Here is a 15,177-nt window from a genome sequence, read left to right on the forward strand (position 1 = left end):
AGGGATGTGGATGAAAATGAAGGTGGTTATCGGATTAAGTGTATTTACGGTCGTTACAGGAGCAATTGCGTTAGGGTCGGTTTACTTTTTAGCAGGTATCTTTTCATTTTTCTTAACGGTTTTTTCATAAAAAAATCCACCAAGAGGTGGATTTTTTATTTAGCAGCGGCTTTTGTTTCATGAGGCGAATTGCCGATAAATCCAAATTTCCCGCCGACAACTTCTTTTACTTCGTGGATGACAATAAAAGAATTCGGGTCAATTTGCTGGATTTTCTTTTTAATTTTTAATAGCTCGTTCTTTTTAATAACAACGTAAATAATACGTTTATCTTTGTTGGCGTAGTAGCCGTATCCGTAAAAGATGGTGGCTGCATTTCCAAATTCACTGGTGATGACTTGCGCTATGTCTTTGTATTGATCGGACATAATCGTCATTGCTTTTTTGTTGTGGAAACCTTCGATAACGACATCTACGATTTTGGCACAAAGATAGACGAATATAAAAGTATAGAGCATGTTATTGACGCCAATAGCGAAAACCGATGCTAAAATAATTACACTGTCCATGTAGAACATGCTTTTAGAGATATTATAGCCTTTTGTGTAGTTTAATAAATAAGCCAAAAGAGTTGTTCCACCAGTCGATCCATCCGCTATAAAAATGAGAGCCAGTCCTGTTCCCATTAGTAAGGCGCCGAATACAATTCCTAAAATCATGTCATGAACGTGAAAAGGAATATAGCTGACTAGACCGAGGAAAACGGATGTCATGACGGCTCCTAGAATCGTATAAAGAATCGTTTTTTTGGTTAGAAATTTATAGGCTAAGGCAATAAATATAAGGTTTACAAGAAATGTGCTGATACTTGTAGGGATATGAAATAAATAATATAAAACAAGGGCAATACCAACCGTACTTCCGTCACCTAATTTATTTGGAATGACGAAAAAATCAATGGATGCAGCAACTAAAAGTGCGCCAACAATAATTAAGATAATGTCTTTATAGATTGTTTTCAATATGCAAACCTCCTTGATTATTAGGATATTTTCATGTGGAATCTTGTTTTTACTAGTGTTTCATAAATGATAAAATAAAAAACGTCTTAGAAATTGTCTAGTTATAAAACTGATCAACTTCTAAGACGAAGAATTACGATACGTGTATAGGTCTTAATCCGGCTTTTCTATGCTTCGATGTCACCGATTATATAAACCTCTGACCGCTATGTCAACGCTGTGAGAGATGTTCAACTTTTCAAAAAATAGAAGGCGGTTTCCTACATAAAAAAAAAGAATCCTTTGCGATGGTGCAAAGGATTTTCAAATTTATTGGAATAGGGGGAATACGTTATTAGGATTACCATTTTCATAAATTAATATACCTTAATTTTTCAAAAAAATTTATTTGTTAATGACGATTGAAAGTTTGTAATTCACATGCTGATTTAGCTCTGTCAAAAAATCATTTAGTTCTTCATTTGAATGAAATTTGCATTCTAATAAGTAGCAGCCATCGCCGCTGATTTTAAAGTTGTTGATAACGTGCTCCTGCTGACTTTCTAAAAATGTAAGGTAGGGGTGGTGATGAATGCTCTGCGTATAGATATTTAAAAATGCATGGATGATGTAGCCGAGTTTTCGTTCATCAATGTTAATTGTATAGCCTTTGATCATGCCTTCATCTTCTAACTTTAATACTCTAGCAGAAGCGGCTTGTCCGGTTAAATGCACTTTTTCTCCTAATTCTTTCATCTTTATACGTCCATTTTTTGATAGCTCTTCTAGTATGCGTTTATCTGTATTATCTAACATCGCTACAAATCCTTTCGTATTTCAAATCAAAAGGGTTAACTACTTGATGTCACCTATGTATACTGATACGTCTTCTATTTTATACTAAAGAAAAGTAAGAAAAAAGAGCCGTCAATATGTAAGATATAGAAACCCGCAGTAGTTTGTAAACAGCTAGATTGACGAAAGCTTAAGCTTGCTGTATGATTCTTTGAGTGTTTACGTGGTTCGTAACCATCCCACGTTAAAAAACTAAGGAGAGAATAGTAAGATGAATATAAGAACACTTTGCGTTAACGGTCTTTTAGCTGCTATGTATATTGCTGTCAGTATGTTAATCCAGCCGTTTGGCTTCACCAATATCCAATTTCGTATATCGGAAATGTTCAATCACTTAATTGTGTTTAATAAAAAGTACGTGTATGGCATTGTGCTAGGAGTATTTCTGACGAATTTGTTTTTTTCACCAATGGTCGCTTATGATCTGGTGTTTGGGGTAGGACAATCCGTGCTATCATTACTCATTACCATTTTTTCTATGCGCTACATTAAAAATATGTGGGCTCGTATGCTTGTTAATACACTTGTATTTACGTTCACGATGTTTATTATTGCGTTTGAACTGCACTTAGCATTTGATTTACCATTTTTCTTTACATGGTTAACAACGGCTGTTGGTGAGTTCATTGTCATGCTTGTTGGAGCACCAATTATGGCTGCAATTAATAAACGCGTACAATTTAATAAGCTAGTTGGATAAAAAAGATGGGGCTGTGATAAATCTCACAGCCCCATCTTTTTTTCTTTGTTATTCTATAAGTGTAGTGATAAATAAACCCCTTATTATTGAAGAGCTTTTCACGCATGGACAAATTACCCATATCTAGCATGTGAAAAGAGCAGGTCGCGTTTGCGATCTGCTCTTTTTGCGTAAGGCAATAGGAAGTATTCGGTTAGATTATTTTGAAAGAAGGAGTGACAAATCTCACAGCGCATTCTTTTTTCTTTTGTTACGATATACATATAGTTGGCAAACTCCTTATCGAAAATTTTTTCGCACAACAACACATTACCTATGCGTAGCAATTAAAAAAGCAGACCGATGACGGTTTGCTTTTTTAATTATATTTTACCATTAAATAACTTTTTGGTTATAATTGTAAAATAACCTTTGTTACTAGAGAGAGGATTCTTTTTTGAATAGAAAGTTAGGAATTCTTGTTTTATTAGCTTTAGCCATCTTATTTGCCGGGTGTTCAAAAGAAGAAGACAACGTTCCTTTAAGAGAACTAGAAAAGATAAGTATTAACGTAATCAAAGAACAAAAAATGAAGCAAGGAATTTCATATGAAATGGAATTAGTAAACAAGAGCGATTTGACCATCAAACAAAATAATGTATTTTTATCCTATCCTTTAAAAATGAAAAACGGTTATTCTGATAATAAATTTAAGGTGTTAGCAGAAGGAAATAAATTAAATATCAAGCCAAAACAAAAGGTGAAGTTAACGGCATTTCTTCCTTACAAAGGAACTAATAAAGAAGCGTTAGGTATTGATGAGCCTGACGTAAAGTGCATAGGGTATTGGAATAAGCTTGATGATTACCATCAATTTTCTTTTGGAGGATCCTTGAAGCAAGAATAATATATAACTATTTGTTAAATGGTGGAACTGAGCGTAAGGGATTGATAAAGGCGGTGAATGAACAGTGAGTGTAGACACGGATAGATTGATTAGCTTCTTTATTTTATGGGGAACACCCGCTGTTTTTAGTATAGTAGAGTACTTTAAACTGAGTAAAACTGAAAAAAATAAAGCGATACGAGACTTAATATCTTTAAAATCTATTGTAACAACAGGTTTTATATTGACCGGAGGAGTGATAGCGAGTTTAGGGAGGTTGTTATCTCTGCTGCCTCTCCAGGTTATAGGTACTTTTATTTTAGCAATGGGTGGTATTGTTGGCGCTATTGAAGCATGGAAGGTAAAAAGAAAGAATAGTATTGTTATCCTTGTTTTAATAGTATCTATGATTGCTCTTACATTTATAATATAAATTCTGCATGTAACAAGAGCTGCTCAAATCATGAGCAGCTCTTGTTAGTTTCTTATTTATTGCGTCTCCAGCTGCTGGTCTTTTTTCTTTAACGTAAGAGCGAGCAGGAACGAAACGACGGCGAAAGCGATGGCTACATAATAGACGGTATGTACCCCGCTTGTCATACTTTTTATTTGTAACAGCGTTTTATTCGTTTCATTTGATTGTTGAATAAAGTGCTGAGAAGCCATGGTCATAATACTTGTATACAAAGCGGGTCCAATCGCGCCTGAAACTTGGTTAATCGTATTTGAAATGGCTAAACCGTGAGCATGAAGCGGTTTTGGCACTTGATTTAAAGCAAGCGTCATCACGGGACCGATGTTTAAACCTACGCCATTGGTTGATTCCATGAAAACAGCTCCCTGATATAATTACTAATTGATCGGTCAGTATAATGGTAGCAACCCTATACGGATCAGTCAATCTAGACGTTTAGGTCTTGTATAGGAGTGGAGATTGACGTTAGTTTGACAGGTGTAAGCATTGCTTGAAATGTTAAGAATAAGATTACAAAGTATTTTGGATCTATACTTCTATTACTGTTAAAAAAATATGATCCAGTAATGAAATTAAAAGAAGACGAGAAGCGTATAGCATGTTACGATAGGGACGGTATAGAAATTGACACATATCTGTTTCTAATAGAAGAGACAAATTTTAAAATTTTTAAATGTAAGGTTGTGATTCACCTGAGACTGAATAAATTTATTAGCGAATCTGGCAAAGCGTCAAGACGAGGGGCAGATAAGTTAATTAGTGAAGGAAGAGTAACCGTTAATGGAAAGGTTGCAAAAGTCGGAGATCAAGTTAAGCCTGGCGATGATATTCGAGTAAGCGGCCAACAGCTTCGGATTGCTCGAAATAATGTATATATTGCGCTTAATAAACCAGTCGGCATTACAAGTACGAGTGAAAAAAAAGTAAAGGGAAACATCATTGATTTAGTCAATCACCCTTTGCGTATTCACCACGTTGGACGACTTGATAAGGATTCAGACGGCTTAATTTTACTTACAAATGACGGCGATATTATTAATGAAATTTTACGTGCAGAAAACAAGCATGAAAAAGAATATATTGTTGCAGTAGATAAGCCAATTACACCAGAGTTTATCAAAAACATGTCTGAGGGAGTGAAAATTTTAGGCACAAAAACGCTTCCTTGTGAAGTGACACAGCTGTCTAAGTATGAGTTTCAAATTATTTTAACACAGGGTTTAAATCGTCAAATTCGCCGTATGTGTGAAGTGCTCGGATATGAAGTGTACCGCCTTCAGCGCACTCGTATTATGAATATCCATTTAAATAACTTACCTGTTGGGCAATGGAGAGATTTAACGAAAAAAGAGCGTACGCAGCTATTCAAAGAATTAGACTATGAACCTAAAGAGTGGTAAATCAAAAGACACCAGCCTGTTAGACTGGTGTCTTTTTTATTCGCATACAACTACTTGTCTAGAAAATACGCTTTTGCGCGCTACGCAGCGATCTGAAATAGAAAAGCCAGCTTCATGAATCATATGGTCAATCGTATCTACTGTAATCACGACTACTTTATCCGCAAAGCGGCGAGCGTGTTTCAAAATAGAAAGCTGATCTTCAGGCGTCGCGTGGGTGTAGAGATTGTAAGGCATGTCGATGATAGCTACATCATAGTGAGTTGTAACATCCGAAATCGGTCCCGTTTTGACATCACCGTTTAAGCCGAAATACGCAATATTTTCACGAGATCCGTCGGTCACAAGTGGATTGATATCCCGTCCTACAATATCAATGCCCATTGAAAGAGCTTCTACCAGAACTGTACCAATACCACAGCATGGATCAATCGCTTTGATTCCTTCAGGATTTGGAACGGCAATGTTAGCTACAGCTCTTGCAAGGCGGGTACTGAGTGCCGTAGAGTATTCACGCGGTTTCTTCAAATGATGCAGCCATACAGCTTCACTTTTTTGATATTTTCCAAAATACCAGCGTCCTTCAAATGGAACAATGCCAAACAAATGGTCAGGGTTATGCAAGTCTGCTTCTGCTACAAAATGCCAACCCACATCACGTTCAACAGCACGCTGACCTTTATAACTTATTTTTTGATCTTTTTCCAAGTCATTAATTTTCATAAAAATGAGTTTGAATGTTTGATCTCCAAGGTCAATATCTTCTACTTGTTTGCAAATATCCGCAAGGTCATCTGATTCATACATAATATCTAATCGCTCTTTGATAAAAGGGCTTCTGCTTGGATCAAGTTTAACGGCACTTTTTATGATAGGTTTCTCAGTTTCAATTTCAAAAAGAGAGCGTCTCTCTAATTGACATAGTGAGAGTTCCTCTTCGCTGCATGCGTATGTGTAGATATACTGAGGCAGCTGCGTATGGTTATTCAATATCGTATCATCCTTTATCGTATCTAATTATCCTTCTTCTCAAACAATAGCGAGAAAAGAAGAGAAAAGCAACGAATTTAAATATATTTGGCCGTGAATACTAAATTGAAGCGCTACATAGTCCACTTATTTGACAAAACATGCTAAAATAACTGGTGATAACCTGCATGTGCTGCTGTTTATACAAAAAAACTGGATCAAGGTTTCTCAAAAATCATTTACACACTGCTGACATTTTGATGAATAGGAGAGGCTACGTGATGTCTAAAAGTGATCATGAAAAGCAACAGATGAGTCGGGCTGATATGAAAAAACAAGCTAAAACATCCTCGCAAAACCTTGTGATGAACGTACTCATTGCCATTGTATCTGTATGTATTTTAGCTCTTATTATAAATATTTTTGTACTAATGAAATGAGCCGTTATGCTGCTCATTTCTTTTTATTCGGTTCAGCTTTCATTGAAGAGTTTGAGCGCTCTTTCACTAGAGAGCACATTTGGAATAGCATATCTTTTTTTACAAATGATAGTTGTGATATGATAAAGCAATAATATATTAGACAAAAAGCTGGAGGTTACTTAGTATGCCATTACTTAGATTTGATGTAATAGAAGGAAGAGATGAAAAAGAGTTAAAAGCATTACTAGACGCTACTCACCGAGCGATACTAGAAGCCTTTGGCGTCCCAGAACGCGACCGTTATCAAATTGTACATCAGCATCCTGCTCATGAAATGATTATTGAAGATACAGGTCTTGGCTTTGAGAGAAGCAAGGATTTGGTTATTATAAGTGTAACGAGTAAACAGCGAACAGAAGAGCAAAAACAAGCTCTTTACAAATTAATTGTAAAAGAGCTGGGAGAAAGCTGCGGTATTCAGCCAAACGACATTATGATTTCAATTGTTGAGAACGGTAATGCTGACTGGAGCTTTGGCATGGGAGAAGCTCAATTCTTAACTGGGAAATTATAAAACGGTTTATTATCTAGAGAAGCCCTTATTTCTAAGGGCTTTTTCTCATTTTGTCTATAAAAATATTATTCTCTTAGTCACATCTTACTCAAAATTAAATACAGACATCTGTCAAATGAATGATACAATAAGCTTATATGCCGTTTTGAGTAGAAAAACCAAAAAAGAGTTCGGCGTACTAACTGCAGAACAACAATAATTTTACATAAAGATGTAAAGATTTAAAGGTTAAAAGAGAAATGTATAAAATCTGTAAAACAAAAGAACAGTTACGCCTTAAATATAGTAGTAAAAGGTTCTTCACGTGTTTTTTCGGATAATAAGAGAAAGTAATTTTGATCATTGAGGAGGAACTTAGAATGTTTGGATTTGATGCAGATGTATCGCCATTAGTGCGAATTAAAGTAATTGGAGTCGGCGGTGGAGGAAATAACACCGTTAACCGTATGATTGAACATGGTGTACAAGGGGTAGAATTTATCGCCGTTAATACAGATGCTCAGGCGCTTAACTTATCTAAAGCAGATGTGAAAATGCAGATTGGTGCGGCCTTAACGCGAGGATTAGGTGCAGGAGCTAATCCAGAAGTGGGAAGAGAAGCAGCCGAAGAAAGCAGAGAACAAATTCAAGAAGTACTGCAAGGCGCAGATATGGTATTCGTAACAGCTGGCATGGGCGGAGGAACCGGTACTGGAGCAGCTCCGGTTATTGCCCAAATTGCCCGTGAACTAAATGCTTTAACAATTGGAGTAGTCACTCGCCCGTTCAAGTTTGAAGGAAATAAACGTACGAAGCAAGCAGTAGGTGGTATTACTGCGATGAATGAATCGGTAGATACCCTTATTGTGATTCCAAACGACCGCTTGCTTGAAATTGTCGATAAAAAGACGCCTATGCTTGAAGCATTCCGTGAAGCAGATAATGTTCTTCGCCAAGGTATTCAAGGTATTTCAGATTTAATCGCTGTTCCGGGGCTGATTAACCTTGATTTTGCTGATGTAAAAACAATCATGTCTAATCAAGGATTTGCGCTTATGGGTATCGGACGAGCTTCCGGATCAGACCGGGCAATTGAAGCAGCGAAAAAAGCGATTTCTAGTCCGCTGCTAGACGCATCGATTGATGGAGCAAGAGGCGTGCTGTTGAACATTACAAGCGGCAGCAGCCTGAGTCTTTACGAAGTACAGGAAGCAGCAGATATTGTCACGTCGGCTTCTGATCAGGACTTAAATATGATTTTTGGATCCGTGATTAATGAAGATTTAAAGGACGAAATGATGGTAACCGTTATTGCCACTGGATTTGATGATGAAGATGTTTCACCATCAGCTTCTACTTCTAGAGTTTCAAGAGCACGCTACTAAATTAAATAACCAGCTTTTATGGTGGCAATTGTTTTTCAATTGCCTTAAAAGGGAATCCGGTGCAAATCCGGAGCGGTCCCGCCACTGTAACAAGGAGCCTTATGCCAAAAAGCCACTGTCTATTTAGAGACGGGAAGGCGGTATAAGGCAATGACTTGAAGCCAGGAGACCTGCCATAAATCGCAGCACACAATAACCTACGAGGATAGGGAGGTGTTTTGGCAGAACCAAAAATAGGATAAACAAGGAATACGTTTATCTGAATTTGTTGTGAAGACAAGCACTTCTTTTTAGAAGTGCTTTTTTGTGTATTAAAATAGAAGGTGGAAAAAGCAATGATAAATAATAAAAAACTCGTATCTATGATATTTCTTGTGTTACTTTGCCTCACTGCTTGCGCTCCTAATGAAGAGAGCATAAGTATAAAAGAAAGAAAGAAAACGGATAAAAGTGTGACGTTTTTATTTAATTTTACATCTGCAACGCTTGATCCTCATACGGATGATAATTATACAGCAGTTCGTGCGGGAGTAGGGGAGACGCTTGTTAAAATCAGCAATGATTTAAAAATAAAGCCCTGGCTTGCTGAAAAGTGGAAAACGGAAGATAACGGTCTTACGTGGACATTTACGATAAGAAAGAATATTACGTTTCAAAATGGTAAAGCGCTAGATGCAAGTGCCGTTAAGTCTTCTCTTCAAAGAACGATAGATCAAAGTTATGCGATGAAAAACGCTTTAAATATTAAAGAAATGAAAGCGAACGGTCATGCGCTGACAATTACATTAAAAGAACCAATGCCTAAATTTCCTTCTGAGTTAGTGCATCCAAACACAGCTATTATAGATATTGATGTTTCTAATATAGCTAAGAAGCCTATTGGCACAGGTCCATTTCAAGTTTTGACTTTCGATCAAGGAAATCAAGTGAAGTTAGAAAGATATGAACATTATTGGAATGGGAAAGTAAAATTGAAAAATGCGATCTTTGCATTTAACGAAGATGCTAATGCGCGAGTTGCGGCTCTTCAGTCCGGAACAGCCGATATTATTTATCGCCCGCCTTTAGAAAGTTTGGGCACTTTACAAACAGATCCGTCTTTTAAGGTAAGTGGAGTACCTAGTGTGCGTACACATTTATTACTTTATAATCAAACCAATGACGCATTAAAAGACGAAAATGTAAGAAAAGCTATCGATACCTTACTGAACCGAAAAGAAATTGTCAGCAGCATCATGAACAATCAAGCGGCAGCAGCTCGAGGTCCATTTTTACCCCAATTTCCTTTTGCTGATAATAATGCTAATGAGCAAAGAGGTATGCCATCTGCTAAAAAATATTTAGAGAAAGCAGGCTATCAAATTAAAAATGGCAAAACAATCAAAAATGGAAAGCCATTATCGCTCTCTCTTGTCACATACAGCTCTCTGCCGGAACTTCCTTTGATTGCTCAGCTTATACAGTCTAATGCGAAAGAGTTAGGAATTACTATTAAGATTCATCTCGTTGAGGACAGCGATGAATATGTAATGGCAAAAGACGATTGGGATTTAGCACTGTACAGTCTTATCACTGCACCTAGAGGAGATGCAAGCTATTATTTAAGTACGAACTATTTGCCGGGCGGTGGTTTAAATGCCAGCCGGATTGATAATGATAAGCTAACAAAAATGATTCATCAGTTAAATTTAACCATAGATGACGCAAAGCGAGATCAGTTAGCTAAGCAAGCAACCGCTTTGATTAATGAGGAAATGCTGACATCATCGATTGTACATCCAAACATTGTTGTTGCTTATAATCAAAAAGTGAAAAACTGGACCACAAATCCAAGCGAGTATTATATGCTGACTCAGCATTTAGACGTAACGCTATAGTCAATATTGTGTTGTTCCTATAGGAAAAAGAGAAAGTATACAATGATAGATAAAAGGATGTGACAGTAAACGTGCAAGAAGTACAAATGTATCAAATTAAAGAAGTAACAGAAAAGGATGCTGAAGTGAGTCAGTTTGTCATGAATATGCGGAATGAGCTATTTCCTATGATGGAAAAAAATCAGCTTCCTGTGGATTTGCTTCATTTTAATGAATATTATGTTCAAGCGAAAGGCGCTGCTTTTTTTGCAGCTGTCACGGAAAATCAACAAGTAATTGGAACAATGGGTTTATACGCTTACGATGGAAGGTTTCATGCATTAAAAAAGCGATATGAACATAAAACTGCAGCCGAGATTGTAAAATGCTATGTCGATCCAGCATACCGGCGTCTAGGCATTGGACAGCAGCTGTTAAAAGCAGTGGAACAATTTGCTCAAAGTCATTTTTATGACACGTTGTATCTGCATACTCATCCTTTTTTACCGGGGGCTATTCCATTCTGGACTTCACAAGATTTTATCGAAAGGCTTGCTGAACAGGATGAGCCATGGAATACGCTGCACATGGACAGAAAAATACAACCGGTCGTAATGTAACGATATTATACAGTAATTACCATAGAATCTAGATAAGAGCTCATGCTATAATGAGCGTACTTACATTTATAGCCTGTAGGGCAAGTCCTTACAGAAAAAAACCACGTTTCGAATTGGCTGAAACGTGGTTTTTTTCTATGAAAAACAAATAACAAAATATTTTTAAAAATATCTATGAAATCGCTTTCAAAATAATGAAATATATTATATAATTACTAGTGTTGTGTTGTACTTTGTTAGTGTTAAATCAATATCCTACATGTGTGAGCCGATTGCCTTATGGTAGTCGGCTTCCTTTTTTATGATAGAGTCTAAAGGGAAATAGCATTCGTTAAAATGGCTGTAATTGTCATCACAATAGTTGTCCCAAAGGCCCACTTGAAAAGAAACTTTTGATGCTCCCCGAAATCTACTTCAACCAGCCCAATCAGAATGAAAGTAGCGGGTACTAAAGGAGATAGGGGAAACCCAGTTGTGGAATGTCCCAATAAAGCTGCTCGTCCTATTTCTACAGGGTCTACACCAAAATTAGCTGCTGTATGGCTAATAACAGGTAAAATGCCAAAGTAATAAGCATCAGGTGAAAATACAAAGCTGAGAGGAAGGCTCGTTATTGCTACAACTAAGGGAAGGTGAGATCCCAGCCATTCAGGAGTGAGGCTGACAATGGTATTAGCCATGGCATCCATCATTTTTGTTTCTGTAAAAACGCCTGTAAAGATTCCGGCTGCAAAAACCAACGTACTAACCATTACAAAGCTGTTTGCATGACTTAAGATTCTTTCCTGCTGTTCTTTTGGGTGAGGAAAATTAACAAATAAAGCAATGGCAAAAGCAATAGCAAATAAAATAGGAATAGGGAGTATGTCTACGACCAAGAGAGTCATTAAGCACAGTGTCAATAAGGCATTAAACCAAAAGAGTCTAGGTGGCTTCCCAGGGGTTTCATGAACTGAAAGCTGTTCAGCAAAAGCCATTGATGAACCTTTTAAATGAATGGTGCCTAAGCGCGCTTTCTCTCTCTTTCCGAGTAAGTATGCTGAAAATAAAGTCCACATCAATCCCGCTGCCATAGCTGGAATAAGAGGGTTAAATAGATCTGATACTTCTAATTGCAAACTTGCTGCGGCTCTTACGAGAGGACCTCCCCAAGGAATCATATTCATAACACCTGCGCTTAAACTAATAACACAAGCCAGTATTAGTCGGTTCATTCCCAGTTTTGTGTACAAAGGAAGCAAGGCGGAAACTGTAATTAAAAATGTAGAAGAGCCGTCTCCGTCCAAGCCAACAAGCATTGTAATAACGGCAGTTGCCATTACGACTTTTAAAGGATCGCCTTTCACAATGTTTAGGATACGAGAAATCATAGGATCAAATAAACCGACGTCAATCATTAGTCCAAAATATAAAATAGCAAAAACGATCATAATGGCCGTAGGAGCTACTTTTAAAATACCCTTCATCATCATATCGCCCATATCGGCACTAAAACCTCCAATTATACCAAAGAGGATAGCGACAAAAATAAAAGCAACAACCACGGACAAGCGTTTACTAATGACAAGAAATAGAAAAGTCGCAATCATTCCAAACCCTAACAAAGAAAGCATTATCCATCACCTCTTAAAAAGTTAGAAAATTATATTAATTTATATTATAGCACTAGATTTAATGTTAAAGTTTGGTATTTTTAAATAAGATAGCTTCAAACTAAAACTAAAACTAAAAAAGCCGCCTTATAGGCGACTGGTTTAAGCTAGGTCAGCTGTTATGGACTGCTTTTGAAGGTGATCAGACAGCAGGCTGTAAGCAATAATTTTGTTTTTATACTGTTTTACGACATCGACATGATCATCATAACTGTATACGCATAATCGAACATCTTTTTTTCCTTTTTTCGTATCGATAACCAGTGGAGTTTCACTGTCTTCTAGGTGCTTATAATAGTCCTTATTTCCTTCATGGACATAATATTGTTTTAAAAATGTTGCTTTATTAAAATAATCAATCACTTGCATTTTATTTTTGCCTTCTAAATGTTTCCCATCAACTGTGACAGTAACGCTTTGGTCATCAAGTGTTGGATGTAATTGAAATTTAGTCATAAGCCATTTGACCACTGGAGTTGGAAGACACGTTACTAATATTTTGAGCGCACTTACAAGAATAATGGAAAGTAGTACAATCCACGTCATAGTTAATCATCTCCGCTATAGTTTAAATGAAATAAGATTACATACTTATTTTACCACAGAGAACATGAGTACTTTTTGTACATTATGTGAACCTTCTTTAGTGAAAAGATGTATATGAAATGCGTTTATTTATGCACATTTAGGGAAATATAAAATTATAACAAATACTACATATAAAAAAAGGAGAAAAAATTATGTTGTGGACGATTATTGGACTTTTATTTATTTTTTGGTTATTAGGATTAGTTTTTCATATTGGCGGCGGCATCATTCACATTCTTCTTGTCATTGCAGTGATTGTGCTGATCGTAAAACTTGTGAAACGAATTTAGATATAAAAGGCCTTTCCTTAGGGAAAGGCCTTTTATGTGGAGAGATTATAAAAACAAGACGTATTTTGATATAAAAAATCATATGCTTCCGTTCCAGAAACTCCTTTGAGACGTGCTATTTCCTCAACGGACTGATGTATCATTGATGGAACCGTTGTCTGGTTTTGAAAAGGTCCTTCAAATGGCCACGGACCATCTGTTTCGACCATCAAGTAGTCAAGAGGGTATTCCATGGCAAGCGCTTGGATTTTAGGCTTATATACAATATCGGGTGTAACTGAAATATAGTAACCGTTGTTTTTCATTCGTTCAACGGTTTGTTTAGCTCCTTTGAACCAGTGGAAGTGAGCTTTAGACACGGAATGTTTTTCTAGTAAGTCACACACAATTTCAGCATCTTCATATACAGCATGCAGAATTAACGGCTTTCTCCACTTTTTTGAATGAATAATAAAAGCTTCAAGCAGCTCCAAATAGGGCTCTAGAGAAAGAGGGTATGTCTGCCTTAAGTAATAAGGTAGACCAACCTCACCAACAGCGATCATTTCTTCATTGTTTTGATCGATCCAAGCAAACAGCTCCGCTAATTCATTTGGAGAAGGCAGCATTTGTTCAGGGTGAAATCCGTAGGCGGGTTTCACGCAGGAATATAACTTGCTGATTTTTTGATTAAGTTGGCAAGAGTGTAATGTAGAAGATACAGAAATAAGCGCTTGTAACGAACGATCCTTCTCTATTATGTCTTTCCATCTTTTCGGTTCATATTGATCGAGGTGAATATGCGAGTCAATGATTCGTTTCATAAATACTGCTCCTCCCAGCCCATTTTGTTTAAAAATAATAGGTAAGAAAACGTATGCTTCTGTTAGACCTCCACTTTATTTCTTATTTGTTTTTTTGTTCCCCCATTTAGTAATAGATGAAAACGTATAAATAACAAGAGCTAACCAAATCATTGCGACTCCATGTCTAAAATAAAACCACATCGCATGTTCCTACTAAGGTAAGTGCTTACACAAGCGCGCATGATATGCGTTCCTTCAGTTTATATTCAAGTGGTTATGAAAAACAGTTGATTTCCCCATTAGAAACTGTCAAGCTTAGGGAAGAAGAAAATCTTAGAGGAAAGAATATATAGGTGACGAATATGATCGAAATAAAAAAGTCTACGATAAGCGACGGAGAATTTAATAGAGGTGTATTTGCTAAGCAAGATATTAAAAAAGGAACGCTTATTCACGAAGCTCCCGTAATCGCTTATCCTAATAAAGAGCATGATTTTATTGAGAAAACAACACTAGCGGATTATGCTTTTGAATATGGAGTGAATCATACGGCTATTCTTTTGGGATACGGTATGCTGTTTAATCACTCGTATACACCAAATGCTACGTATGAAATTAATTTTGACAATCATACCTTTGATTTTTATGCATATACGGATATCCAAGCAGGGGAAGAAATTCTCATCAACTATAATGGAGATGAAGATGATCAAGAGCTCCTTTGGTTTGATCGTGAAGACGAAGAAGAACAAAAGTAAAAA

At 36.7% G+C, this 15,177-nt stretch carries 18 protein-coding genes and 2 riboswitches; of the genes, 11 read left to right on the forward strand and 7 right to left on the reverse strand.

Annotated elements, in window-relative coordinates; genetic code table 11:
* Nucleotides 1-155 precede the first annotated feature (155 nt).
* A complete protein-coding gene (locus OK414_RS02360; protein WP_013081605.1) occupies nt 156-1,022 on the reverse strand; it encodes a YitT family protein in 867 nt (288 codons plus the stop codon).
* Nucleotides 1,023-1,406: 384 nt separating this feature from the next.
* On the reverse strand, nt 1,407-1,817 hold the full coding sequence (locus OK414_RS02365; protein ID WP_205662241.1) for an Lrp/AsnC family transcriptional regulator: 411 nt from the start codon (nt 1,815-1,817) through the stop codon (nt 1,407-1,409).
* Nucleotides 1,818-2,013: 196 nt separating this feature from the next.
* Nucleotides 2,014-2,058, forward strand: a riboswitch (PreQ1 riboswitch).
* A gap of 9 nt (nt 2,059-2,067) precedes the next feature.
* On the opposite strand from OK414_RS02365, the gene OK414_RS02370 reads away from it, so the two are divergent.
* The 3 genes from OK414_RS02370 to OK414_RS02380 all read left to right on the forward strand — a co-directional run bounded on the left by OK414_RS02370 (nt 2,068) and on the right by OK414_RS02380 (nt 3,854).
* Nucleotides 2,068-2,556 (forward strand): QueT transporter family protein, encoded by a 489-nt coding sequence (locus OK414_RS02370; RefSeq protein ID WP_013081607.1) that lies wholly within the window; start codon nt 2,068-2,070, stop codon nt 2,554-2,556.
* A 436-nt stretch (nt 2,557-2,992) separates the two neighbouring features.
* On the forward strand, nt 2,993-3,442 hold the full coding sequence (locus OK414_RS02375; protein WP_034654597.1) for a hypothetical protein: 450 nt from the start codon (nt 2,993-2,995) through the stop codon (nt 3,440-3,442).
* 64 nt (nt 3,443-3,506) lie between these two features.
* Nucleotides 3,507-3,854, forward strand: coding sequence for a hypothetical protein (locus tag OK414_RS02380; protein WP_034654594.1), 348 nt, complete (start codon nt 3,507-3,509; stop codon nt 3,852-3,854).
* 56 nt (nt 3,855-3,910) lie between these two features.
* On the opposite strand, the gene OK414_RS02385 is transcribed toward OK414_RS02380, so the two are convergent.
* The gene (locus OK414_RS02385) at nt 3,911-4,249 is read right to left on the reverse strand and encodes a hypothetical protein (protein WP_263045982.1); all 339 of its coding nucleotides are present in this window, start codon (nt 4,247-4,249) and stop codon (nt 3,911-3,913) included.
* 339 nt (nt 4,250-4,588) lie between these two features.
* Between OK414_RS02385 and rluF the strand changes: the two genes are divergently transcribed.
* On the forward strand, nt 4,589-5,296 hold the full coding sequence (gene rluF, locus OK414_RS02390; protein WP_025601719.1) for a 23S rRNA pseudouridine(2604) synthase RluF: 708 nt from the start codon (nt 4,589-4,591) through the stop codon (nt 5,294-5,296).
* Between the two features lie 36 nt (nt 5,297-5,332).
* On the opposite strand, the gene OK414_RS02395 is transcribed toward rluF, so the two are convergent.
* Nucleotides 5,333-6,286 carry a TRM11 family SAM-dependent methyltransferase gene (locus tag OK414_RS02395; RefSeq protein WP_034654592.1) on the reverse strand — a complete coding sequence of 318 codons (954 nt, stop codon included), beginning with the start codon at nt 6,284-6,286 and terminating at the stop codon, nt 5,333-5,335.
* 260 nt (nt 6,287-6,546) lie between these two features.
* Between OK414_RS02395 and OK414_RS02400 the strand changes: the two genes are divergently transcribed.
* From OK414_RS02400 to OK414_RS02420, 5 genes are all read left to right on the forward strand, one after another.
* Nucleotides 6,547-6,705: a hypothetical protein gene (locus OK414_RS02400; protein WP_013081614.1), complete on the forward strand. Its 159-nt coding sequence runs from the start codon at nt 6,547-6,549 to the stop codon at nt 6,703-6,705.
* Between the two features lie 166 nt (nt 6,706-6,871).
* On the forward strand, nt 6,872-7,261 hold the full coding sequence (locus OK414_RS02405) for a tautomerase family protein (protein ID WP_016762924.1): 390 nt from the start codon (nt 6,872-6,874) through the stop codon (nt 7,259-7,261).
* Between the two features lie 359 nt (nt 7,262-7,620).
* Nucleotides 7,621-8,625, forward strand: a complete 1,005-nt coding sequence (ftsZ, locus tag OK414_RS02410; protein ID WP_013055240.1) for a cell division protein FtsZ — start codon at nt 7,621-7,623, stop codon at nt 8,623-8,625.
* 2 nt (nt 8,626-8,627) lie between these two features.
* Nucleotides 8,628-8,818, forward strand: a riboswitch (cobalamin riboswitch).
* A gap of 142 nt (nt 8,819-8,960) precedes the next feature.
* Complete coding sequence (gene nikA, locus OK414_RS02415; RefSeq protein WP_263045981.1) at nt 8,961-10,502, forward strand: nickel ABC transporter substrate-binding protein; 1,542 nt, start codon at nt 8,961-8,963, stop codon at nt 10,500-10,502.
* A gap of 71 nt (nt 10,503-10,573) precedes the next feature.
* A complete protein-coding gene (locus tag OK414_RS02420) occupies nt 10,574-11,101 on the forward strand; it encodes a GNAT family N-acetyltransferase (protein WP_034654587.1) in 528 nt (175 codons plus the stop codon).
* Between the two features lie 311 nt (nt 11,102-11,412).
* On the opposite strand, the gene OK414_RS02425 is transcribed toward OK414_RS02420, so the two are convergent.
* Together OK414_RS02425 and OK414_RS02430 are read right to left on the reverse strand one after the other, a co-directional pair.
* Nucleotides 11,413-12,714 (reverse strand): CitMHS family transporter, encoded by a 1,302-nt coding sequence (locus OK414_RS02425; RefSeq protein ID WP_047931533.1) that lies wholly within the window; start codon nt 12,712-12,714, stop codon nt 11,413-11,415.
* Between the two features lie 141 nt (nt 12,715-12,855).
* Complete coding sequence (locus tag OK414_RS02430) at nt 12,856-13,299, reverse strand: YfmQ family protein (protein ID WP_095380392.1); 444 nt, start codon at nt 13,297-13,299, stop codon at nt 12,856-12,858.
* Between the two features lie 194 nt (nt 13,300-13,493).
* On the opposite strand from OK414_RS02430, the gene OK414_RS02435 reads away from it, so the two are divergent.
* The gene (locus OK414_RS02435) at nt 13,494-13,631 is read left to right on the forward strand and encodes a lmo0937 family membrane protein (RefSeq protein ID WP_013055244.1); all 138 of its coding nucleotides are present in this window, start codon (nt 13,494-13,496) and stop codon (nt 13,629-13,631) included.
* 32 nt (nt 13,632-13,663) lie between these two features.
* On the opposite strand, the gene OK414_RS02440 is transcribed toward OK414_RS02435, so the two are convergent.
* Complete coding sequence (locus OK414_RS02440; protein WP_034654579.1) at nt 13,664-14,434, reverse strand: TatD family hydrolase; 771 nt, start codon at nt 14,432-14,434, stop codon at nt 13,664-13,666.
* A 344-nt stretch (nt 14,435-14,778) separates the two neighbouring features.
* Between OK414_RS02440 and OK414_RS02445 the strand changes: the two genes are divergently transcribed.
* Nucleotides 14,779-15,174 (forward strand): SET domain-containing protein, encoded by a 396-nt coding sequence (locus OK414_RS02445; RefSeq protein WP_016762930.1) that lies wholly within the window; start codon nt 14,779-14,781, stop codon nt 15,172-15,174.
* The last annotated feature ends 3 nt before the right edge of the window (nt 15,175-15,177 follow it).

The sequence above is a fragment of the Priestia sp. JV24 genome (assembly GCF_025910025.1).
Lineage (GTDB): Bacteria > Bacillota > Bacilli > Bacillales > Bacillaceae_H > Priestia > Priestia megaterium.

Excerpts from the sequence above, each read along its gene's own strand:
- OK414_RS02365 (WP_205662241.1), bottom strand. The coding sequence starts at position 1,817 with ATGTTAGATAATACAGATAAACGCATACTAGAAGAGCTATCAAAAAAT.
- OK414_RS02370 (WP_013081607.1), top strand. The coding sequence starts at position 2,068 with ATGAATATAAGAACACTTTGCGTTAACGGTCTTTTAGCTGCTATGTAT.
- OK414_RS02385 (WP_263045982.1), bottom strand. The coding sequence starts at position 4,249 with ATGGAATCAACCAATGGCGTAGGTTTAAACATCGGTCCCGTGATGACG.
- OK414_RS02400 (WP_013081614.1), top strand. The coding sequence starts at position 6,547 with ATGTCTAAAAGTGATCATGAAAAGCAACAGATGAGTCGGGCTGATATG.
- OK414_RS02405 (WP_016762924.1), top strand. The coding sequence starts at position 6,872 with ATGCCATTACTTAGATTTGATGTAATAGAAGGAAGAGATGAAAAAGAG.
- ftsZ (WP_013055240.1), top strand. The coding sequence starts at position 7,621 with ATGTTTGGATTTGATGCAGATGTATCGCCATTAGTGCGAATTAAAGTA.
- nikA (WP_263045981.1), top strand. The coding sequence starts at position 8,961 with ATGATAAATAATAAAAAACTCGTATCTATGATATTTCTTGTGTTACTT.
- OK414_RS02425 (WP_047931533.1), bottom strand. The coding sequence starts at position 12,714 with ATGCTTTCTTTGTTAGGGTTTGGAATGATTGCGACTTTTCTATTTCTT.
- OK414_RS02430 (WP_095380392.1), bottom strand. The coding sequence starts at position 13,299 with ATGACGTGGATTGTACTACTTTCCATTATTCTTGTAAGTGCGCTCAAA.
- OK414_RS02435 (WP_013055244.1), top strand. The coding sequence starts at position 13,494 with ATGTTGTGGACGATTATTGGACTTTTATTTATTTTTTGGTTATTAGGA.
- OK414_RS02440 (WP_034654579.1), bottom strand. The coding sequence starts at position 14,434 with ATGAAACGAATCATTGACTCGCATATTCACCTCGATCAATATGAACCG.
- OK414_RS02445 (WP_016762930.1), top strand. The coding sequence starts at position 14,779 with ATGATCGAAATAAAAAAGTCTACGATAAGCGACGGAGAATTTAATAGA.